Source organism: Cupriavidus mimosae (assembly GCF_023952485.1).
Classification (GTDB): domain Bacteria; phylum Pseudomonadota; class Gammaproteobacteria; order Burkholderiales; family Burkholderiaceae; genus Cupriavidus; species Cupriavidus taiwanensis_C.
In genome coordinates, this window is sequence record NZ_JALHRY010000005.1 from 19,924 (window position 1) to 41,743 (window position 21,820).

20 protein-coding genes are annotated in these 21,820 nt (G+C 69.5%); 9 read left to right on the plus strand and 11 right to left on the minus strand.

Features of this window, described 5'->3' with window-relative positions; all coding sequences use genetic code 11:
* Positions 1–22 precede the first annotated feature (22 nt).
* From MKD50_RS10700 to MKD50_RS10730, 7 genes are all read right to left on the minus strand, one after another.
* Entirely contained in the window at positions 23–1,000 is a 978-nt protein-coding gene (locus MKD50_RS10700) for an NAD(P)H-dependent flavin oxidoreductase (RefSeq protein ID WP_252667119.1), read from the minus strand.
* A gap of 98 nt (positions 1,001–1,098) precedes the next feature.
* Positions 1,099–2,556 carry a two-component system sensor histidine kinase CreC gene (gene creC / locus MKD50_RS10705; RefSeq protein WP_115705611.1) on the minus strand — a complete coding sequence of 486 codons (1,458 nt, stop codon included), beginning with the start codon at positions 2,554–2,556 and terminating at the stop codon, positions 1,099–1,101.
* Between the two features lie 9 nt (positions 2,557–2,565).
* On the minus strand, positions 2,566–3,261 hold the full coding sequence (creB, locus tag MKD50_RS10710) for a two-component system response regulator CreB (RefSeq protein ID WP_277343476.1): 696 nt from the start codon (positions 3,259–3,261) through the stop codon (positions 2,566–2,568).
* 9 nt (positions 3,262–3,270) lie between these two features.
* Positions 3,271–4,404, minus strand: coding sequence for an NAD(P)/FAD-dependent oxidoreductase (locus MKD50_RS10715; RefSeq protein WP_252667120.1), 1,134 nt, complete (start codon positions 4,402–4,404; stop codon positions 3,271–3,273).
* Between the two features lie 250 nt (positions 4,405–4,654).
* The gene (locus MKD50_RS10720) at positions 4,655–5,980 is read right to left on the minus strand and encodes a sigma-54-dependent transcriptional regulator (protein ID WP_115679231.1); all 1,326 of its coding nucleotides are present in this window, start codon (positions 5,978–5,980) and stop codon (positions 4,655–4,657) included.
* A gap of 11 nt (positions 5,981–5,991) precedes the next feature.
* Entirely contained in the window at positions 5,992–7,995 is a 2,004-nt protein-coding gene (locus MKD50_RS10725; RefSeq protein WP_252667121.1) for a sensor histidine kinase, read from the minus strand.
* Between the two features lie 103 nt (positions 7,996–8,098).
* A complete protein-coding gene (locus MKD50_RS10730; protein WP_092307412.1) occupies positions 8,099–9,400 on the minus strand; it encodes a dicarboxylate/amino acid:cation symporter in 1,302 nt (433 codons plus the stop codon).
* A gap of 388 nt (positions 9,401–9,788) precedes the next feature.
* Between MKD50_RS10730 and MKD50_RS10735 the strand changes: the two genes are divergently transcribed.
* From MKD50_RS10735 to MKD50_RS10755, 5 genes are all read left to right on the plus strand, one after another.
* Positions 9,789–10,109 carry a (2Fe-2S) ferredoxin domain-containing protein gene (locus MKD50_RS10735; protein ID WP_012351580.1) on the plus strand — a complete coding sequence of 107 codons (321 nt, stop codon included), beginning with the start codon at positions 9,789–9,791 and terminating at the stop codon, positions 10,107–10,109.
* Between the two features lie 168 nt (positions 10,110–10,277).
* A complete protein-coding gene (locus MKD50_RS10740) occupies positions 10,278–10,919 on the plus strand; it encodes an alpha/beta hydrolase (protein ID WP_012351581.1) in 642 nt (213 codons plus the stop codon).
* 62 nt (positions 10,920–10,981) lie between these two features.
* Positions 10,982–12,181, plus strand: a complete 1,200-nt coding sequence (locus MKD50_RS10745) for a D-alanyl-D-alanine carboxypeptidase family protein (protein ID WP_062796514.1) — start codon at positions 10,982–10,984, stop codon at positions 12,179–12,181.
* A gap of 61 nt (positions 12,182–12,242) precedes the next feature.
* Positions 12,243–12,551: a YbeD family protein gene (locus MKD50_RS10750; protein ID WP_252667122.1), complete on the plus strand. Its 309-nt coding sequence runs from the start codon at positions 12,243–12,245 to the stop codon at positions 12,549–12,551.
* Positions 12,552–12,664: 113 nt separating this feature from the next.
* Entirely contained in the window at positions 12,665–13,861 is a 1,197-nt protein-coding gene (locus MKD50_RS10755) for a class I SAM-dependent rRNA methyltransferase (RefSeq protein WP_252667123.1), read from the plus strand.
* 18 nt (positions 13,862–13,879) lie between these two features.
* Here the strand turns inward: MKD50_RS10755 and MKD50_RS10760 are convergent, their stop codons facing one another.
* The 3 genes from MKD50_RS10760 to MKD50_RS10770 all read right to left on the minus strand — a co-directional run bounded on the left by MKD50_RS10760 (position 13,880) and on the right by MKD50_RS10770 (position 17,315).
* Entirely contained in the window at positions 13,880–15,988 is a 2,109-nt protein-coding gene (locus MKD50_RS10760; protein WP_252667124.1) for an ATP-dependent helicase, read from the minus strand.
* A 153-nt stretch (positions 15,989–16,141) separates the two neighbouring features.
* Positions 16,142–16,675: a TlpA disulfide reductase family protein gene (locus MKD50_RS10765; RefSeq protein ID WP_115705621.1), complete on the minus strand. Its 534-nt coding sequence runs from the start codon at positions 16,673–16,675 to the stop codon at positions 16,142–16,144.
* Positions 16,676–16,811: 136 nt separating this feature from the next.
* A complete protein-coding gene (locus MKD50_RS10770; protein ID WP_252667125.1) occupies positions 16,812–17,315 on the minus strand; it encodes a SoxW family protein in 504 nt (167 codons plus the stop codon).
* A 130-nt stretch (positions 17,316–17,445) separates the two neighbouring features.
* On the opposite strand from MKD50_RS10770, the gene MKD50_RS10775 reads away from it, so the two are divergent.
* The 3 genes from MKD50_RS10775 to MKD50_RS10785 all read left to right on the plus strand — a co-directional run bounded on the left by MKD50_RS10775 (position 17,446) and on the right by MKD50_RS10785 (position 19,036).
* Positions 17,446–18,048: a hypothetical protein gene (locus MKD50_RS10775; RefSeq protein WP_115705623.1), complete on the plus strand. Its 603-nt coding sequence runs from the start codon at positions 17,446–17,448 to the stop codon at positions 18,046–18,048.
* 80 nt (positions 18,049–18,128) lie between these two features.
* Entirely contained in the window at positions 18,129–18,770 is a 642-nt protein-coding gene (locus tag MKD50_RS10780; RefSeq protein ID WP_252667126.1) for a LysE family transporter, read from the plus strand.
* Positions 18,771–18,847: 77 nt separating this feature from the next.
* Complete coding sequence (locus MKD50_RS10785) at positions 18,848–19,036, plus strand: hypothetical protein (RefSeq protein WP_115705627.1); 189 nt, start codon at positions 18,848–18,850, stop codon at positions 19,034–19,036.
* On the opposite strand, the gene MKD50_RS10790 is transcribed toward MKD50_RS10785, so the two are convergent.
* The gene (locus tag MKD50_RS10790) at positions 19,018–19,740 is read right to left on the minus strand and encodes a GntR family transcriptional regulator (protein ID WP_252667127.1); all 723 of its coding nucleotides are present in this window, start codon (positions 19,738–19,740) and stop codon (positions 19,018–19,020) included. The two genes, MKD50_RS10785 and MKD50_RS10790, sit on opposite strands and share 19 nt — an antisense overlap.
* A gap of 567 nt (positions 19,741–20,307) precedes the next feature.
* Here MKD50_RS10790 and zwf point away from each other — a divergent pair.
* Positions 20,308–21,795 carry a glucose-6-phosphate dehydrogenase gene (zwf, locus tag MKD50_RS10795; protein WP_115705631.1) on the plus strand — a complete coding sequence of 496 codons (1,488 nt, stop codon included), beginning with the start codon at positions 20,308–20,310 and terminating at the stop codon, positions 21,793–21,795.
* Positions 21,796–21,820: the final 25 nt, after the last annotated feature.

Below are 21,820 nucleotides of genomic sequence, written 5' to 3' on the forward strand. Positions count from 1 at the left end.
AGCGGCCCCGGTGATGGATCGGTCAGCGCGAAATCCCGAGTCGCGCCTTGGCGGCATCGTACTCCGCCTTCATGCGCGCGACGATCTCGCCGGCGCTGGGGATGTCGTGGATCTGCCCCACGCCCTGGCCTGCGCCCCAGATATCCTTCCATGCCTTGGCCTTGGAGCTGCCGCTGGAAAAGTCCATCTTGCTCTTGTCGGCCATCGGCAGGTTGTCCGGATCCAGGCCCGCGTTGCTGATGCTTTCGCGGATGTAGTTGCCGTGCACGCCGGTGAACAGGTTGGTGTAGACGATATCGGCGGCGGCCGAGCTGGTGATCGACTGCTTGTACGTCTCTGCCGCGTGCGCCTCCTGCGAGGCGATGAAGCGCGTGCCGACGTAGGCAAAGTCGGCGCCCATGGCCTGCGCGGCCAGCACGGCCTCGCCGGTGGCGATCGAGCCCGACAGCGCGATCGGGCCGTCGAAGATCTTGCGCACCTCGCCCACCAGCGCGAACGGCGACAGCATGCCGGCATGGCCGCCGGCGCCCGCCGCGACCAGGATCAGGCCGTCGACGCCGGATTCGATCGCCTTCTCGGCATGGCGCATGCTGATCACGTCATGCAGCACGATGCCGCCGTAGCTGTGCACGGCGTCGATCAGCTCCCTGGGCGGCGCGCGCAGCGAGGTGATGAAGATCGGCACCTTGTGTTCGACGCAGACCTTGATGTCATGCTCGAGGCGCGCGTTGGAGGCGTGCACGATCTGGTTCACCGCGACCGGGCCCACCGGTGCGCCGGGATTGGCGGCCTTGAAGGCGGCCAGTTCGTCGCCGATCCGGGTCAGCCATTCGTCGAGCAGCTCGGCCGGGCGCGCATTGAGCGCGGGGAACGAGCCGACGATGCCGGCCTTGCACTGCGCCAGCACCAGTTCCGGGTAGCTGACGATGAACATGGGCGAGGCAATCACGGGCAGGGCCAGGTTCTGCAGGGCCTGGGGCAGTTGCTTGGCGGCGGGCATGGTGTCTCCTGAACTACTGGCGGGCAATTGGAAGTGCCCTAAATGAACGGTCGTTCGATTATAGGGAGTTTCAGCGCGGTCACGTTAGAAGCCCCAGTCTATGCCGGTCCGGCCGGCGCGGGGCGCCAGGCCGCCGGCAAGACCAGCTCGGCCAGCGCGCCGCCGTCCGGGCGGTTGGCCAGCGTCACGTCGCCATGATGCAACGTTGCCACCTCGCGCGCAAAGCACAGGCCCAGGCCGGTGCTCTTGTCCGCACCGTACGGGCGCGGCAGCGAGTAGAAGCGCTCGAACACGCGCCGCAGCGCGTAGTCGGGAATGCCGGGCCCCTGGTCGGCCACGGCAATGGCCAGTGCGTCGCCGCGGCGCTCCAGCCGCACCGTGACCGGGGTGCCCGGCGGGGCGAAGTCGATGGCGTTGTCGAGCAGGTTGGCGATGGCCTGGCGCAGCAGGAACGGGTCGCCCGCCACCACGTCGGGGCCTGGCGCCGGCTCCAGCCGCAGCACCACGCCGCGCTGCCGCGCGCGCGGTTCCAGTTCTGCGCACAGCTGCGCCAGCAGCTCGCCCAACCGCACCGGCTCGCGGGTTTCCAGCCGTTGCCGTTGTTCCACCTCGGCCAGCGCCAGCAGCTTGCGGATCATGGTTTCCAGCCGTCCGGACTGGGTGCGGATATTGGCGACGAAGCGCTGGCGGTCGGCCGCCGGCATCTCTTCCTGCAGCAGCTCCGCCGCGCCGCCGATGGCCGCCAGCGGGCTCTTCATCTCGTGCGTCAGCGTGTGGATGTAGTGCTCGACATACTGCTTGTCTTCCAGCCGCTCGCGCATGCCCTGCACCGCGCGCCCCAGTTCGGCCAGCTCGCCCGCGCCGCGCAGCGTCATCTCGGCGCGCTCGCCGGCCGCCACCGCGCGCGCGTAGCCGCGCAGGCGGCTCAGTCCATGCACCAGCCACAGCGTGCAGGCCAGCCCGATCACGCAGGCGGTGCCGATCAGCAGGCCGCCGTAGAGCAGGATCTTGCGCTGGCTGCGCGCGATAAACGGCGCCATCGCCGCATTGGGCTTGGCCACGGTCAGCACGCCGATGATGCGCTCGCCATCGCGCACCGGCGCCGCCACGTGCATCACGGTGCTGGCCTCGTCGGCGGGGTCGGCGCGCGTGCTGCGCGCGCCGTACTTGCCGCGCAGGGTCAGGTAGACGTCGTTCCAGCGCGAATAATCGCGGCCCACGTCGGTGCCGGTGGAATCGAAGCGCACGATGCCGCCGGCATCGGTGACGTAGACGCGGTAGCCGATGCTGTCCTTGTGCAGCCCCGAGACCTCGGCATTGACCGGCACCTCGCGCAGCGCCGCCATATGCCGGGCGAAAGCGCCGTCGGCGATGCGCCCGGCCTTGAGGTCGTCGGCGGCCAGCGCGGCCAGCACGTGCGCGGTATCGATCAGCGTGTCTTCCATGGCCTGGCGCACCCCGGGCTTGACCTCCTGCACGAACACGCGCAGCGTCAGCACCGTGGCCAGGCCCACGATCAGGAAAAAGCCGAAGAAGATGCGCAGGCCGATGTGCATGGCGCGCGCTCAGGGCTCCAGCGAATAGCCCATGCCGCGATGGGTGCGGATGCGCTCGGCGCCGTCGGGGGACGCCTCCCGCAGCTTGGCGCGCAGGGTCTTGACATGGGTGTCGACGGTGCGGTCGCTGGTGTCGAGCGCGCCGGCCCAGACCCCGTCCATCAGCTGCGCGCGCGAGTAGATGCGGCCCGGATGCGCCACCAGCCAGGCCAGCAGCAGGTACTCGTAGCGCGTCAGCGCCAGCCAGTGGCCGTGGTAGGCCAGGCGGGCGCCGTCCGGGTCGTGCGTGAAGCCGGCCGCCGCGCCAGGCGTTGCCGGCGGCGCGGCGGCGCGGGCCCGGCGCAGGATGGCGCGCACGCGCGCGGCCAGCTCGCGCGGCGAGAACGGCTTGACCACGTAGTCGTCGGCGCCGATCTCCAGCCCGACGATGCGGTCGATCTCTTCATGGCGGGCGGTCAGGAAGATCACCGGCGCGTCGCTGAAGGTGCGCAGCGTGCGGCAGACCTCGAAGCCGCTCAGGTCCGGCAGCCCCACGTCCAGGATCACCAGGTCGGCCCGCGCGGCGCGCAGGCAAGCCAGCGCGTCGCCGCCCAGCGTGCAGTGCTCGGCCAGCATGCCGTCGGTGCGCAGGGCATAGAGGATGGTGTCGGCGATGGCCTGCTCGTCTTCCACCACCAGGATGCGCGGTTGTTCCATGCCCGGCATTCTAGCCGCTCAGCCGCGGGCCGCCGCGCGCGCCGGCGCCGCGGGAGGCGCCGCTTCCGCGCCGCGCTGGTGGAAATAGATCTGCTCGGCGGCCCGGCGCAGCGGCGGCGAATACAGCATCAGGTCGAATGGCCAGTCGCACTGGAAGCGCTCGAACATCCAGCGCAGCGCGCGCTTGGCGCGAAAGCGCGGCGCGCTGGCGCTGGCCACGGCTTCCGGCGCCGGGCCGCCGCGCAGCAGGTGCGCGGCCACTGCGTCGCCGACCGCTTCGCCGTGGGCAAAGGCATGGTGGATGCCGCCCGCGGTGAGTGGCGACACGATGCCCGCGGCATCGCCGGTCAGGATCGCGCCGTCGCGAGCCAGCGGCCACACCGGCCCACCGCACGGGATCAGCCCGGCGCGCGTCGCCGCCGGCCGCGTCAGCTGCGGCAGGCCGGCGCGTTCGCGCACGTGCGCCAGCAGCCCGTCCAGGTCCGGCGCGCGGCCGCGCCGCGGCAGGTAGCGCAGCGCCAGCCCGGCCTGCACGCCAGTGGGGTTCTGCGCGATCCAGCCGATATAGCCGGGCGCGAAGCGGCGCGTGATGAAACAGTGCAGCGCGTTCGGCTCGGGCAAGGCCAGTCCGGGGAATTCATATTCCACGCCGTACAGAAAGCTGTGCACGCGCCCCAGCCCGGCGCATTGCGCCACGCGCGACTGCGCGCCATCGGCGCCGACCAGATAACGCGTATGCCCCGCGCCCGTGACATGCCAGCCGCCGTGGCGCGGCACCGCGCCGATGAAGGCCTGGCCCAGCCGCAGCTCGACCCGGTGGCGCACCAGCTCCGCGGCCAGCCAGCGCATCAGGCGCGGCGTGTCGGTGGTGTGGAAGTAGTAGCCAGGCGCGCGCAGGTCGAGGCTGCGCAGCCGCGGCGAGTACAGCCGCACCTGCTCGACGCGATGCACGCAGTCGGCCGGCGCCTGGCCCATCCAGGTCTGTTCGATGGCTTCCTTGACCAGGATGCCGGTGGTGTGGAGCCTGTCGCCCGGATCGGTCTTGCGTTCCAGCACCAGCACGCGCAGGCCGGCGCGCGCGGCGGCCAGGGCGCAGGCGGCACCGGCAAAGCTGGCGCCGGCGATGACGAGGTCGTAGTCGAAGGAGGGCATGGCGTTGTCCGGAGAGCGAAGGGCTCCAGTCTGGCCAGCCGGGGTGAGGGCAATGTGTGGCGGGTGTGAAGCGGCGCGGCGGCGCCAGATCCGACCCAAGCGCGCAAAAAAAACGCCCCGCATGCGCGGGGCCATCAATTACCACGAAGACTGATACACACGGCGGGCACCTGCCAATGCCGCAGCCGCACACGAAGCATAGGCCGCCAATGTGACGGCGCCGTGGCAGCGACATGAACCGCGCATGACATCACAGCCCGTAGCGCTTGATCTTGTCGTAGAGCGTGGCCTTGCCCACCTGCAGCAGGTCCGCCGCCTGGCTGACCGCGCCGCCGGTGCGCGCCAGCGCGTCGGCGATCACGGCACGCTCGAAGTGCTCCATGCGCTCGCGCAGCGGCGCGGTTTCGTCGGGGCCCGCCGCCTGCGCGCCGGCCTGGCCGCCCTCGGGCACGCCCAGCACCATGCGGTCGGCGGCATTGCGCAGCTCGCGCACGTTGCCCGGCCACGGCCGCTGGGCCAGCGCCTGGCGTTGCGCCTCGGACAGCAGCGGCGCGGGCCGCTGGTAGCGCACCGCCGACACCAGCGAGAAATGCTCGAACAGCGGCACGATGTCCTCGCGCCGCTCGCGCAGCGGCGGCAGCGCGATGGTGACGACATTGAGCCGGTAATACAGGTCTTCGCGGAACGTGCCCTGCGCCACCAGCGCGTCCATGTCGCCCTTGGCCGCGGCGACGATGCGCACATCGATCTGCACCGAGGCGTTCGAGCCCAGCCGCTCCAGCGAGCCCTCCTGCAGCACGCGCAGCAGCTTGACCTGCAGCGCCAGCGGCATGCTTTCGATCTCGTCGAGGAAGAGCGTGCCGCCCGAGGCATGCTCGAGCTTGCCGATGCGGCGCTTGCCGGCACCGGTGAAGGCGCCGGCCTCGTGGCCGAACATCTCGCTCTCGAAGATGGCCTCGGGCACCGCGCCGCAGTTCAGTGCGATAAAGGGCCCCTCGGCGCGCCCGGACAGCGCGTGCAGGCTGCGCGCCACCAGTTCCTTGCCGGTGCCGGTCTCGCCGTTGATCATCACCGGCACGTCGGTGGGCGCGACATTGGCCACCAGCGCGCGCACCTGCTCGATCGCCGGCGAGCGGCCGATGATGCGCGTGCCGGCGGCGGGCCCCGCCAGTTCGCGGCGCAGCGCCTGGTTTTCCAGCTCCAGTGCGCGCCGTTCCAGCGCGCGGCGCACGGTGTCGGTCAGGCGGTCGGCGCCGAAGGGCTTTTCGATGAAGTCATAGGCGCCCTCGCGCATGGCCTGCACCGCCATGGTGATGTCGCCGTGGCCGGTCACCAGGATCACCGGCACGCCGGGCGCGGCGTTGCGGCAGTGCTGCAGCAGGTCCAGCCCGCTGGCGCCGGGCAGGCGCACGTCGGTCACCACCACGCCGGCAAAGGCGCCGTGCAGGTGCGGGATCGCGGCCTCGGCCGAGGGCAGCGCCAGCACCCGGAAGCCGGCCAGTTCCAGGCTTTGCGCGGTGGCCTGCCGCACCAGCGGCTCGTCTTCGACAAACAGGACACGCAGACCATCTTGCATGGCAATACTCATCAGGACGCGGAAACCGATGGCGCCGGATCGACGGCCGGCGCGCGCGCCAGCACCAGCGTGAACTGCGCGCCGCCGCCGGGGACATTGGCGACGCTGAGCTGGCCGCCGAACTCGCGCACGATCGACGACGAGATCGCCAGCCCGAGGCCCAGCCCCTGGCCGGTTTCCTTGGTGGTGAAAAAGGGTTCGAACAGGCGCGGCAGCGCTTCCGGCGCGATGCCGGTGCCGTTGTCGCGCACGACGATGGTGACGGCGTGCTCGCCGGCCTGCACTTCCAGGTCGATGCGGCCGTGTGCCGGAGCGGCCGGCGCGGCCGCGGCGATCGCATCGAGCGCGTTGCCGAGCAGGTTCAGCAGCACCTGTTCCAGCTTCAGCTCGTCGGCGCGCACGGCGAGGCCTGGCACCGCATCCAGCCCGGCGACGCTGACCGTGACCGCGCCCAGCCGCGGCGCCAGCAGCGCCAGCACGTGCTCGACGGCCGCGCGCAGCGCCACCGGGCGGCGCACCGGGCGGGCCTTGCCGGCAAACAGCTTGAGCTGGCCGGTGATCTTGCCCATGCGCTCGGTCAGGTCGGCGATCGCCGTCAGGTTGCCCTCGGCCGCGGCCAGCTGGCCGCGCTCAAGCAGCACGCGGGTGTTGTCCGAGAACGTGCGCAGCGCCGCCAGCGGCTGGTTCAGCTCATGCGTGATGCCGGCCGCCATCTGTCCCAGCGCGGCCAGCTTGCTGGCCTGCACCAGCTCGTCCTGGGCCGCGCGCAGCTCGCTTTCGGCGCGGGTGCGCTCGGCCACTTCGTCTTCCAGCTTTTCGTTGATCGCCATCAGGTCGGCGGTGCGGGCCTCGACGCGGCGCTCCAGCTGGTCGTAGGCAGCCTCCAGCAAACGGCGGCTGTACTGCATGTCGCGCGCGCGCTGGCGGCGCTGGCGCCAGTTGACCAGCAGCAGGCAGATGCAGGCATAGCCCAGCGCCGCAGCCACGGTGGCGTTGCGCGCGTTGGCCAGCACCGGGTCCAGCGGCGCCATCACCTGCATGGTCCAGCCGGCCGGGCCCACGGTGCGGTTCAGCGCCAGATAGCGGTCGGCGCGCCCGGCGCCGTCCGGCGCGAAGGTGGTGCGGCCGGCCGCGGCCTCGTCGCGCACGCGCACCAGGCGCGCGCCGTGCGCCAGCGTGGTGTCGGCCAGCCAGCGCGTGAGCGGCGATGCCAGCGGCTCCAGCGGCAGCGGCGTCACCGCGCGGCCGTGGTACTGGCGGGTCCGATCCATTTCCGCGCGCAGCGCCGGCGGCAGCGGGCGCAGCGTGCGGTACTGCCACGCCGACACCGACGACAGGAAGATCACGCCGTGGTCGTCGCTGACCATCAGCGGCTCGGCGCCGCTGCCGGCACGCTGGAACCACTCCAGGTTGAGCTTGACCACGGTCACGCCGATGACCTTGCCGCCGGCTTCGATCGGCTGCGCGAGGTAGTAGCCGGGTTCGTCGCTGGTAATGCCGATGGCGTAGAAGCGTCCCATCCTGCCGCCCGCGGCGGTCTGGAAGTAGGGGCGGAAGCGGTAGTCGGTGCCGACGAAGCTGCCGGGCTGGCCGTGGTTGCTGGCCGCCAGCGCAATGCCGTTGGCGGCGATCACATAGGTGGCCGACGCATGCGCGCGCCGGTTGACCTCGGCCAGGTACTGGTTGGCGGCGGCGACGCGCTGCGCGTCGCCGGGGGCGGCGAGCAGTTCGCGCACGAACGGATGCAGCGACACCAGCGCGGGCAGGAACTCGTAGCGGTCGAGCGTGCTTTCGAGCGTGGCGGCGTAGCGGTCGGCGCGCGTCGCGGTGCCTTGCTGCAGGCTGGCCAGGCCGCGCTGGACCGAGACCAGCCAGGTCAGCGCGCACAGCAGCAGCAGGCCCGCGGCAAGGGCGACGGCAAAGCCCCACCAGCGCCCGCTGCCGGCCGCCGGCGCGTGCACCGGGCGGGTGGCGGCGGGGTCATGCACGGCGAGAAAGTCGTCGGAGTGTGGCATCGGCGCGCGCGAGGGGTGTCGCGCCGATGATACCCGCAGGCGCGCGGCGAGGGCAGCCGCGCGCGCGGGGGCGGCCGTAGTTGCGGCCGCGGGCGCGGCCGATTCAGGCGGCGCGCTGGCCGGCTTCGCCAAGCGTGTCGGCATCGTCGCCGGCACCGTGCTGCAGCACGCGCGCCAGGCGCTTGCGGTCCAGCTCGCGTTCCCACGCCGACACCACCACCGTGGCGACGCCGTTGCCGATGATGTTGGTCAGGGCGCGGCACTCGCTCATGAAGCGGTCGATGCCCAGGATCAGCACCATGCCCGCCACCGGGATGGTCGGCACCACCGCCAGCGTCGCCGCCAGCGTGATGAAGCCCGAGCCGGTCACGCCGCTGGCGCCCTTGGAGGTGATCATCGCCACCGCCAGGATGGTCAGCTGCTGCATCAGCGTCAGCTCGATGCCGGTGGCCTGGGCGATGAAGATCACCGCCATGGTCATGTAGATGTTGGTGCCGTCCAGGTTGAACGAGTAGCCGGTCGGCACCACCAGGCCCACCACGGACTTGGAGCAGCCCAGCTTCTCCAGCTTTTCCATCATGTGCGGCAGCGCGGCCTCGGACGAACTGGTGCCCAGCACGATCAGCAGCTCTTCCTTGATGTACGAGATAAAGCGCACGATGCTGAAGCCCGTCATGCGCGCGATCGTGCCCAGCACCACCAGCACGAACACGATAGCCGTGAAGTAGAAGGTGCCGATCAGCTTGAGCAGCGGCACCAGCGAGCCCAGGCCGTACTTGCCGATGGTGAACGCCATCGCGCCGAAGGCGCCGATCGGGGCCACCTTGGTGATCACGTGGACGATGTGGAAGAACACCTTGGAGACCTGCTCGATCAGCTGCACCACGATGCGGGCGCGCTCGCCCAGCACCGCCAGCGCGGCGCCGAAGAACAGCGACACCAGCAGGATCTGCAGGATGTCGCCGTTGGCGAAGGCGCTGAACACGGTGTCGGGGATGATGTGCATCAGGAACTCGACCGTGCTCTGGCCGTGCGCCTTCGACACGTACTGGGCGATGGCCTTGGTGTCGAGCGTGGCCGGATCGATGTTGAAGCCCACGCCCGGCTTGAGCAGATGCGCGGCGCCCAGCCCGATCAGCAGCGCAAAGGTCGACACCACCTCGAAGTACAGCAGCGCCTTGCCGCCGACGCGGCCGACCTTCTTCATGTCGCTCATGCCGGCGATGCCGGTCACCACGGTACAGAAGATGATCGGGCCGATGATCATCTTGATCAGCTTGATAAAGCCATCGCCCAGCGGCTTCATGGCGACGCCGGTGTCGGGCCAGAAGTGGCCGAGCAGGATGCCGATGCAGATGGCGAACAGGACCTGCACGTACAGGATCTTGTAGAAGGGTTTCCTCATGATGTCGTCCTCGGTGTTGACCGTACCCGGGCGGGTCCGCGCGGGCGCGCGCCGTCACGGTTGCGGCGCGTTCCGGGACGGGAATTCGCAACCGGCATGCCAGTCCAACCGGTATCGCTAACTGGTTGATTCACAAGGAAAGGGCGGCGGCGGGCGCGGGCGGGGCCTCCGGGATTCCGGAATCCCGGACGGCTCGGCTCCGGCGATCCGGAATGGCCGGCGGGCGCAGGGTGCGCGAGGCGCCACCTGGTGGCGGCTGCGGTGAACGGCGGCGTGCGCAAACCTGCCGCGTATCGCGGCCTGGCGCTCGCAACGCCGTATAATTCCGAGCTTCCGTTCAATGCCGTCGGGCCCTGCCGCCGTCCGGGGCCGACTTCACACCGTACGCATGCGCAGCTACTACCAGCACCACGTCTTTTTCTGCCTGAACCAGCGCGAGGCCGGCGAGAACTGCTGCGCCAACTACAACGCCAAGGCCATGCAGGAATACGCCAAGAAGCGCTGCAAGGAACTGGGCATCGCCGGCGGCGAAGGCCGCGTGCGCATCAACAAGGCCGGCTGCCTGAACCGCTGTGAACTCGGCCCGGTGCTGGTGGTCTACCCCGAGGCCATCTGGTACACCTATGTCGACGAGCATGACATCGATGAAATCATCGACAGCCACCTGCTCAAGGGCAAGCCGGTCGAGCGGCTGATGGTGGACCGCTGATGGTGGACCGCTGAACGAGAACGAAGTCCGCGGCGCTGCCGATGCCGCAGCGCCGATGCCAGACCCCGCCGCCCGCACGCCGGACGGTTTTTTCATTTTTGCCCCGGGATTTCCCGCCTGAGTTTCCCACCTGAGCCAGCCGGCCTCCTGATCGCTCCAGACCGCCCTATGAACGCGCATACCCAGGTACTTTCCATCGCCGGCCCCGTCGGCGCGATCGACGTGTCGGTGGACCTGCCGCAAGGCGAGCCCCGAGGCCTGGCGCTGGTGGCACATCCGCATCCGCTGTTCGGCGGCACCAAGGACAACAAGGTCGCGCAGACGCTGGCGCGCGCCTTCGTGCAGCTGGGCTATGCCACCGTGCGCCCCAACTTCCGCGGCGTCGGCGCAACCGCCGGCGAGCATGACAACGGCATCGGCGAACAGGACGACCTGCTCGCCGTGGCGGCCTGGATGCGCCAGCAGACCGCGTGGTCGGCGCAGGCGGCGACGCTGCCGCTGGCGCTGGGCGGGTTTTCGTTCGGCAGCTTTGTCAGCACCCACGTAGCGCGCCGCCTGGCCGAGGCCGGCACCCCGGTGCAGCGCCTGGTGCTGGTGGGCACCGCCGCCAGCCGCTGGGAAGTCGCGCAGGTGCCGGCCGACACCATCGTGATCCATGGCGAACAGGACGACACCGTGCCGCTGGCCAGCGTGTTCGACTGGGCCCGCCCGCAGGAACTGCCGGTGATCGTGATTCCCGGCGCCGACCATTTCTTTCACCGCAAGCTGCACCTGATCAAGCAGCTCGTCGTCAATGCGTGGGACCGGTAAGGCCGGCACGCCGCCGTCCCGGAACTTCCCGCGCCACCTTCTTACTGTCGGAAAACAGAAACATGCTGAATAGAGCCACGACACGCCTTTCGTCCGCCTTTGCTCCCGCCGCCATCGCCGCCGCCATCGTGCTGGCTACCGCGCCCGCCGCCGTGCTGGCGCAGGGCGTGCCGATGCCGCAGGTCGCAGCCAAGTCGTGGATGCTGTATGACGTCACCAGCGGCCAGGCCCTGGCCTCGCAGAACGCCGATGCGCGCATCGAGCCGGCTTCGCTGACCAAGCTGATGACCGCCTACCTGGCGTTCGAGGCACTCAAGGAAAAGCGCCTGACGCTGGACCAGGCGGTGGTGCCGACCAATCTGGTGCTCAAGGTGAAAAGCGACGAGTCGCGCATGTTCATCGAGCCTAACAAGCCGGTCACGGTGCAGGACCTGCTGCTGGGCCTGATCGTGCAGTCGGGCAACGACGCCGCGCTGGCGCTGGCCGAGGCCGTCGGCGGCTCGGAAGAGGGCTTCGTCGCGATGATGAACCGCGAGGCCCAGCGCATGGGCATGAAGAACACCCACTTTACCAATACCGACGGCATCCCCGACCCCAACCACTACACCACCGCGGTCGACCTGGCGACGCTGACCACGCGCCTGATCAAGGACTTCCCCGAGTACTACAGCATGTACTCGCAGAAGGAGTTCACCTATAACAAGATCAGGCAGCCCAACCGCAACCGCCTGCTGTACATCGACTCGACCGTCGACGGCGTCAAGACCGGCCACACCAAGTCGGCCGGCTACTGCCTGATCTCGTCGGCCAAGCGGCCACTGGCCAACGTGCCGGACGGCTCGCGCCGCCTGATCTCGATCGTGATCGGCACCACCACCGAACAGGTGCGCACCCAGGAAAGCCTGAAGATCCTCAACTACGGCTTCCAGTTCTTCGACACGCTGCGCCTGTACGACAAGGGCCAGGTGCTGGCCACGCCGGACATCTACAAGGGCAAGAGCGGCACGGTCAAGATCGGCGTGCAGAACGAGACCTTCGTCACCGTGCCCAAGGGCACGGGCGGGCGCCTAAAGCCGGTGCTGGAGCGCCAGGAACTGCTGATCGCGCCGATCTCGGCGGGCCAGCAGGTGGGCATGGTCAAGCTGATGGACGGCAACAACAAGGTGGCCGAATTCCCGGTGGTGGCGCTGGAAGAGGTGCCCGAGGCCGGCTTCTTCGGCCGCCTGTGGGACACCATCCGCCTGTGGTTCAAGCGCAAGTGACCTGAATGCGCGCGAGCCGGTGCGCCCCGCGGCGCGCCGGCCTCGCGCCGGAGAATCCGAGATGACGACCGACAACCAAGGCAGCGGCAACAAGCCCGGCGATATTCTGCCGGAGCAGTCGCTGATCGAATACCCGAGCCATTTCCCGATCAAGGTGATGGGCGCGATGCAGGACGGCTTCGCCGAAGCCATCGTCGCGCTGGTGCAGGAGTTCGATCCGGACTTCCACGCCGGCAAGATGGAAATGCGCCCGTCGAGCAAGGGCAACTACCTGGGCCTGACCGTGACGGTATGGGTCACCAGCCGCGAGCAGCTGGATGACCTGTACCGGGCGCTGACTTCGCATCCGATGGTGAAGGTGGTGCTGTAACGCGCCGGCGTTTCTTTCCCGCCCTGTTTGCTCCCCTCTCCCGCAGGCGGGAGAGGGGAGCCTTCCGCAGCCCTGGCGATTGTCCGCTCCGGCATGCCAATTCCCATACCAACATGAACACCATCACCCTGAAACCCGGCAAGGAAAAATCCCTGCTGCGCCGCCACCCGTGGATCTATGCCACCGGCATCGCCACCACCGAAGGCCGCTGCGAGCCGGGTGCCACCGTGATCGTGCGCGCCGCCGACGGCCGCTTCCTGGCCAAGGCCGCCTACAGCCCCGAATCGCAGATCCGCGCACGGGTATGGACCTTCGACGAGAACGAGCCGGTCGACCACGCGCTGTTCAAGCGTCGCGTGGCGGCGGCCATTGCCTACCGGCGCCAGTGGGTGCGGGACAGCGACGCCGTGCGGCTGATCTTCGGTGAATCGGACCGCCTGCCCGGCCTGATCGTCGACTACTACGGCAGCGGCGCCACGGGCCAGCTGGTGTGCCAGTTCAATTCCGCCGGCGTCGAGCACTGGAAGAGCGCGATCGTGCAGGCGCTGGTCAAGGAGACCGGCTGTCCCAATGTCTATGAGCGCTCCGACGCCGCCGTGCGCCAGCGCGAGGGGCTGGAACTGGTGACCGGCGTGCTCGCCGGCGCCGAGCCCGATCCGGCACTGTCCGTGACCGAGCACGGCGTGCGCTATTACGTCGACGTGCGCAACGGCCACAAGACCGGCTTCTATGTCGACCAGCGCGACAACCGCAAGCTGGTGGGCGACCTTGCCGAAGGGCGCGAGGTGCTCAACTGCTTCTGCTATACCGGCGGCTTTTCGCTGGCGGCGTTGCGCGGCGGGGCCAGCTCGGTGACATCGATCGATTCCTCGGGCGAGGCGCTGAAGATCGCCGCGGGCAACGTGACGCTGAACGGGTTTGATCCGGAGCGCGCGACCTGGCTCGATGCCGACGTGTTCAAGACGCTGCGCGAATTCCGCGCCGAGGGCCGCCAGTTCGACCTGATCGTGCTGGACCCGCCCAAGTTCGCGCCGTCGGCGCAGCATATCGACCGTGCCGCGCGCGCCTACAAGGAAATCAATCTGGTCGGCACGCAGCTGCTGCGCCCGGGCGGGCTGCTGTTCACGTACTCATGCTCGGGAGCGATCAGCATGGAGCTGTTCCAGAAGATCGTCGCCGGCGCGGTGACCGATGCTCGGGCGGATGCGCGCATCCTGCGCAGGCTGTCGGCGGGAACCGATCATCCGATGCTGGCGGCGTTCCCGGAAGGAGAGTATTTGAAGGGGTTGCTACTGGAAAAAGTGGCCTGAGCTGAAGGCTAACTCCCATCACCGCCACATATTCCGCATCCGACTGGCCAGATCCACCGGCGCCAGCGTCGGCTTCACTGCGCCTTCCCCCGGCATCGGCGGCGGCGGCCACGAGCGGCTGTAGAAGTTGGGCATCACCCGGTTCGGCAAAAACCGTGTGCGCGACGCATACACATGCCGGTCGCCGAAGCCCACCTGCTGGTGCACGTAGAACCGCTGCGGCACGATGACATCGAGGTGGTCCCTGGCCCGCGTCATCGCCACATAGAGCAGTCGCCGCTCTTCCTCGATCTCTTCGGTGGTGCCGGTGGCCAGGTCGCTCGGCATGCAGCCGTCGACGGCATTGAGCACATAGACCGCCTTCCACTCCTGGCCCTTGGCCGAATGGATGGTCGACAGGATCAGGTAATCCTCGTCGCGCGAAGGCACGCCGGACTCATCGCTGGAGGCGCTGGGCGGGTCCAGTGTCAGCTCGGTCAGGAAGCGCTCGCGCGCGCCATAGGTGGCGGCGATGCGCTCCAGTTGCTGCAGGTCGGCCTGGCGCGCGGGGGCATCGTCGTGCAGGCGTTCGAGGTGCGGCGTGTACCACGCCAGCACCTGCTCGAATTCCGACGGCCACGGCGAGGTCGGTGCCATCAGCGCGCGCGCCAGCGCAAGCAGGTCGGCCCACGCCGGCGCGGCGGCCGGCGGCGGCTCGAATTCCTGCAGCGAGAACAGCGGCTCGGTCGCCAGCGCCATGGCATCGAGCACGCGTGCCGCGGTCTTGGGGCCGATGCCCGGCAGCAGCTGCAGCGTGCGGAACCCCGCCATGCGGTCGCGCGGGTTTTCCAGCCAGCGCACCACCGCCAGCACATCCTTGACGTGGGTCGATTCCAGGAACTTGAGCCCGCCGAATTTCACGAACGGGATATTGCGCCGCGCCAGCTCGATCTCCAGCTGCGCGCTGTGGTCGGCGGCGCGGAACAGTACCGCCTGCGCCATCAGCGCCAGGCCGGCCTCGCGCCGCGCCAGCACCTGCTCGACCACGTAGCGGGCCTGGTCGGCCTCGTCGTTGACCACGATCACGCCCGGCTTCTCGGCCGACTGGCGCTCGGACCACAGGTCCTTGGTATAGCGCTCGGCCGCCAGCCCGATCACCGCGTTGGCGGCCTGCAGGATCGGCTGCGTCGAGCGGTAGTTCTGCGACAGCGTGACCTGCTGCGCCGCCGGCGTGAACTGCGCGGGGAAATCCAGGATATTGCGCACGGTGGCGCCGCGGAAGGCGTAGATCGACTGCGCGTCGTCGCCGACCACGGTCAGGCCGCGGCCATCGGGCCGCAGCGCCAGCAGGATCGACGCCTGCAGGGCGTTGGTGTCCTGGTATTCGTCGACCAGGATATGGTCGAAGCGCGTGCCCATGTCCTGCGCGATGGCGGGCTCGGCCATGGCCTGCGCCCAGTACAGCAGCAGGTCGTCGTAGTCGAGCACGTGCTGCTTCTGCTTGGCCTCGACATAGCCGGCGAACAGCGTGCGCAGCGCATCGACCCACATCGCATAGCGCGGGAACTGCTGCCTGAGCACGTCTTCCAGCGGCGCCTGGGTGTTGACCACGCGCGAATAGATGGACAGGCAGGTTTCCTTCTTCGGGAAGCGGCTGGCGGTCTCGGACAGGCCCAGGTCGTGGCGCACCACGTGCATCAGGTCGGCGGCGTCGCCGCGGTCGCTGATGGTGAAGGCCGGCGACAGCCCCAGGGTCTCGGCGTATTCGCGCAGCAGCCGCGCGCCGATGGCGTGGAAGGTGCCGGACCACTGCAGCGCCGCGCGCCCGGCGCCGGTGCTGGTGCCCAGTGCCTGGTCGACGATGCGCTCGACGCGCCGGCCCATCTCGGCGGCGGCGCGGCGCGAGAACGTCAGCAGCAGGATGCGGCGCGGATCGGCGCCGCCCAGCACTAGGTGAGCGACCCGGTGCGCCAGCGTATTGGTCTTGCCCGAGCCGGCGCCGGCGATGATCAGCAGCGGCGCCTCGCTGCCGTGCTCGACCGCGGCGCGCTGCTCCGGATTGAGCCGGGACAGGTAGGCGGGGAGCGCTTCGGCGTCGGGGGTGGCGGCTTCGGCTGATTCAGCCGCGGGGGCAAGGTCCAGGGTCACGGGTTGGGGCGGGCAGGACACGCGATGAGAAAACTGGCGCCAACTGTATATCCATACAGCCCGCCGGCGCAACCCGCCGCGCGCGGGATCGGGCCCGAAAACAAAAAAAGGTGCTCGATGAGCACCTTTTGTCGCAGGTTCGCGGCGCGGGCGTTACGCTGACTTTGCCAGCGCGCCGTCGAGCAGCTTGTGCAGCGCGTCCCACTCGGGCTCGCCGACATAGCGCTTCAGGATGCGGCCTTCCTTGTCGATCACGAAGGTGGTCGGCGTCAGGCCCACATTGCCGAAGGCCTTGGCCGCGCTGCCGTCGCTGTCCATTGCCACCTTGAACGGCAGCTCGCGCGTCTTGGCGAAGTTCATCACGTACATGGGCGGGTCGTAGTTCATCGCCACCGCGACGAATTCCAGCCCCTTGCCCTTGAACTGCTCGTAGGTCTTGACCATGTCCGGCATCTCCTTGATGCAGGTGGCGCAGCTGGTGGCCCAGAAGTTGACCAGGTAGACCTTGCCCTTGAGGTCGGCGGTGCTGACCTTTTCGCCCGACAGCAGCGTGAAGGTGGCGGCCGGCGCGGTACCGGACGGCGACAGCGCGCGGTAGCCGAACCAGCCCAGCAGCGCCAGCACCACCACGGCGGCGACGATGGGCCAGGGCTTGCGGGAGGTCTTGGAGGCGGGGGTAGTGGTCATGGGAATCCGGCTGGAGCCGCTTCGTAAGTGCAGGGGAGGACCGGGCAGTGCCGGTCAGCAGTGGGACATTCTAATGCGGCAGGCGTTCGCGCGCCTGCGCGGTACCGCCTTGCGGTGACGCGCTGGAACCCTTTCGTCACTTGCGCGCGGCGACGGCGGCGCGCGCCTGCGCCAGCGCCTGTTCCAGGTAGGCGCCGTAGAAGTCGGGCTGCATGCCGCGCAGCGGGCCGGCGGCGGCGCGGCCCTGGCGGTCCAGGAACAGGACCGTGGGCGCCACCCTGACCTGGTGCGCGCGGGCCCAGGCGCGCGCGGTGGTTGGGCTGCCGTCGGCATCGCGCAGCGGGGTGTCGGCGGTCATGTCGAGTTCGCGCACGGCGATTTCGCCGGCGGCGGCCTGCGGGCCCAGGTAGTTGCGGCGCACGGTATCGCAATAGCTGCAGCCCGGCATCGATACCAGTACCACCAGCGGCTCGCCGCGGCGCGCGGCGTCGGCGCCGTGGGCGGCGAGGTCCGTGGCCGGCGGCAGGTGCGGCGGGCTGGCGGCGGACACGCCGGCCACGGCGGCCAGCAGGGCGCCCGCAGACAGCCAGTGCAGGCAGGAGCGAGAGGTGGCAGCTGGGGCGAGGCGGGAGGCAGGCATGGCGGATGTGGAGCGGAGGAGGCGGCGCGGCAAGCACTGGCGCGCCGCTTCCGGGATAATACCGGTTTCCGCGCGCCGGCGATCGCGCCCGCGCGCGCCGTCCCGAGCCTGTGCTTCCGCCCCGTTTTCCATGCGTCCCGTGCCGCCCCCGCCGAGCCCTGCTGCCGCGTCCCGCTGGTCCCTGACATGCAGTGCCGCGCTGCTCGCGCTGGCCCTGTGCGCCTGTTCGCCGCGCTATGACTGGCGCACCATCCAGTCGGGCGAGGGCGGCTACGCCGCGCTCTATCCCGGCAAGCCCACCAGCGCCGCGCGCGACGTGACCATTGCCGGGCGCAAGCTGCCGATGACGATGGAGGCCGCGCGCATCGACGACACGCTTTTCGCCGTGGGCGTGGTGACCCTGCCCGCCGACGACGAGACGCTGCGGCGGGAGGCCCTGGCGGCGATGCAGGCCGGCCTGCTGGCCAACCTGGGCACGCTGTCGGGCGAGCCGCGCACGCGGCCGGTCACCATCATGAGCGCGGACCGGCCGGGCCGCCCGCTGGCCGGACTGGAGCTGCAGGCCAGCGGCGTGTCGCCGCAGGACCAGTCGCCGCGCCGGCTCAGCGCGCGGCTGGTGGCGGTGGGCACGCGCGCCTTCCAGGCGGTGGTGCTGGAATCCGGCGCGGCCGCGCGCGACGCGCGCCAGGCCGAACAGGTGGAACAGTTCCTGGGCGGGTTCCACCCGCTCTGAGGCGCCTCGGCGCCGCAGCGAATCACAAATGCCGGGGGGCGATGCGCCGCCCCGCATGTTGCAGTCATAGGAGAGTTGAAATGCGTTGGGAAGTCTGGTTGGCCTATTTCGCCGCGTGTTGGGTGATCGCGGTGTCGCCGGGATCGGGCGCGGTGCTGTCGATGAGCCATGGCCTGTCGTACGGGCTGCGCAGGACCACCACCACCATCTTCGGCCTGCAGGCCGGGCTGGTGATCGTGCTGCTGGTGGCCGGCGGCGGGCTGGGCGCACTGCTGCTGGCCTCGGAACAGGCCTTCATGGTGGTCAAGACCATCGGTGCGCTGTACCTGATCTACCTCGGCATCCAGCAATGGCGCGCGCGCGTGGAAGCGGATGCGGCGCAGGACGGCGGCCCGGTGCGCGTGGCGGTGATGAGCCGGCGCCGACGCTTCGCCACCGGCCTGCTGACCAACGTGACCAACCCCAAGGGCATCATCTTCATGGTCGCGGTGCTGCCGCAGTTCATCGACCCGAACCGGCCGCTGGCGCCGCAGCTGGCGATCCTGGCGGCCACCATGTGCTGCGTCGACCTGGTGGTGATGCATGGCTACGCGCTGCTGGCGTCGCGCATGCAGGGGCTGTTCCGTAATGCCCGCGCGGTGCTGTGGCAGAACCGGTTTTTCGGCAGCGTGCTGATGGCGGTGGGCGCGGCGCTGTTCTTCGTGCGCCGCCAGCACGCCTGACCGGCGCGGCGTCCGCACTGGCGCGCGCGGGTGGGGTTTGCTTCAATGAGGAAGTAAGCCCACCACGGAGTCCCCGCATGCCTGCCTCGCTGAACCCGTTCGCCGGTGCGCGCCTGCAGCCGCGCCATACCGTGCCCCCGGTGGAAGAGCCCGCGCCACCGGGCGTGCCGCCCGACCTGCCGCTGTCGCCCGAGGACGACCCGCCCCCGCCGCCGGTGGAACCACCGGTGGCCAGCGTCGCCGGGCGCTATTGCTTCAGTTCGTAGAAGTCGTTCAGGCAGTATGCGTCGGTCAGCTCGACCGGCTTGTCGCCATGGGTGTAGCCAGTGCGGTGGATATGCAGCAGCGGCTCGCCCGGCGCGATGCCCAGGCGCGCGGCCAGTTCCGCCGTGGCGACGACCGCGCGCAGCGTCTCGGTGACGCGCAGCACCGGCTTGCCGATCCGCTCCAGGTAAGCGTAGAGCGATTCGCCGATGGCGCTGGCGTCGGGCACCACGGCCAGCGCCAGCGTGGTCACATCCATCCAGTAGATCCGCCCGTCAGCCTTGCGCAGCCGCGTCAGCCTGACGATCTCGTCGCCCGCGGCCAGGTCCAGTTCCGCGCTTTCCTGCGCCGTGGCGCGGCGGCGCTCGAACCCCACCAGCTCGCTCGCCGGCGTCATGCCGCGCCGGCGCGCCAGTTCGCTGAAATTGTCCAGCCGCGCCGGCCTGGGCTCGGCGCGCGGGGCGATAAAGGTGCCCGCGCCGCGGTTGCGCGTGATGGTGCCTTCCTCGGCCAGCACCTGCAGCGCGTGCCGCGCGGTGACACGCGAAATCCCCAGCGAATCGACCAGCGTGCGTTCCGACGGCAACGCATCGCCCGCCCGCCATTGCCCCGCCTGGATGGCCGCGGTGAGCTTGCGCGCTACCTGCAGGTAGATCGGCGTGGCGTCGGCCTCGTCGGGCCGCAGCGCCTGCAGCCTTTGATCCATGCGACTCGTCATAGGTACCAAAGCCTGATGTCTGTGATACCACTTTAGGACTTTTAATCGCCTTGCGGGGAATCCTGTGCAGAGGGTGACGCACGTGCCATGCGCACGGTATCCGTCAATTGGTACTGCATAGGGGCGCGTGCCCTGACGGCCTCTACAGCCGTGCGCGTCTGACGGGACGCTACGGTTGGCGCACCTTTGTGTGGAGCCGAACTTTCGTCCCAAGTCTGGCTGTGATATTGCCGTAGCGCCCTCGTTGAATACCAGTTCAATACATCGTTGTTGAAGTGGCTCGGACCGGTATCGTTGTCGACGCGAGCCGTTCCTCGCTACGCTGAACCGGACAGGAGTCGCGTGCTCCGAGCGCTTGGGCCGGCCGTGTTCGATGGCACGGATGATGCGGATGGTCCGATGGCGTTTGCCGCTGTGCCGGCCGGCCAGCCGCAATACCTGCGCAACGTGACCGGGACATGCTGATCCGGCAGACTGCACGAACAACGCAAACAATGCCGGCTCGCCCCGCCCCCGGCCAACCTCATCCGCCCATCGGCACGCAAGGAGCCCGTCATGCCAACCACCCGCACCGTCTCCGCCTTCGGCACTGCCGACGCCCGGCCGCTCGACCTCGTCATCTTCGGCGGCGCCGGCGACCTGTCGGCGCGCAAGCTGCTGCCCTCGCTCTACATGTGCCACCGCGACGGCAACCTGCCCGACGGCACCCGCATCATTGGCGTGGGACGGCACCGCTGGGATCGTGAGGCCTTTGTCAATTTTGCCGACGCAAGCGCACAACCGTTTGTCGATGCGCGCTATCTAGATGCGGGCAAATGGCAAGGCTTTCTGCAGCGGCTGGACTTCGTGCACGTCGACGCCTCGCAGGCGGGCGACTATCCCGCGCTGGCGGCGCAGTTGCGCAACGACGCGCTGCGCATCTACTACATGGCAATGCCCCCCGGGCTGTTCGCCGCCACCTGCGACAACCTCGCCAGCCACGGACTGATTGCCGACGACACCCGGCTGGTGCTGGAAAAACCGCTGGGCGTGGACCTGGCGTCAGCGATCGACATCGGCGAGGTGGTCAGCCGCTATTTCAGCGAGGACCGCACCTACCGCATCGACCACTACCTGGGCAAGGAGACGGTGCAGAACCTGATGGCGCTGCGCTTCGGCAATTCGATTTTCGAGCCGCTGTGGCGCACGCCGTTCGTGCGCAGCGTGCAGATTACCGTGGCCGAGACCGTGGGCGTGGGCACGCGCGGCGGCTTCTACGACGAGGCCGGCGCGATGCGCGACATGGTACAGAACCACCTGCTGCAGCTGGTCAGCATCCTGGCGATGGAACCGCCGGCGTCGCTCAACTCCGACGCGGTGCGCGATGAAAAGCTCAAGGTGCTGCGCTCGCTGCGGCCGATGTCGCCCGAGGACGTGCGCCGCAACACCGTGCGCGGCCAGTACACTGCCGGCGCCATCGGCGGCGAGCTGGTGCGCGGCTACCTGCAGGAAGAGGGCATTCCGCCCGACAGCCGCACCGAGACCTTTGTCGCGATGCGGGCCGAGCTTGGCACCTGGCGCTGGAACCAGGTGCCGTTCTACCTGCGCACCGGCAAGCGCATGCAGGAGCGCGTGACCGAGGTGGTGATCCACTTTGCCGAGGTACCGCATTCGATCTTCGACCCGGGCAGCACGCTCCAGCCCAACCGCATGGTGATCCGGCTGCAGCCGGAAGAATCGGTGCGGCTGACGCTGATGGTGAAGCAGCCGGGCGAGGGCATGAAGCTCAAGCCGCTGAGCCTGGCGCTGAACCTCGACTCGGCCTTCACCACGCGCCGCGCAGAAGCCTACGAGCGCCTGCTGCTCGACGTCATCCGCGGCCGGCTGGCGCTGTTCGTGCGGCGCGACGAACTGCAGGCCGCATGGACCTGGGTCGATCCGATCCTGGAGGCCTGGCGCGCGCAGGACGAGGGCCCGCGCCCCTATACCGCCGGCACCTGGGGGCCGGCGGCATCGTCGGCGTTCATGGCGCGCGAGGGCGTGCAGTGGTCGGAAGAGGCCTGAGGCACAGCGCCCGCGCCGTCCGGCC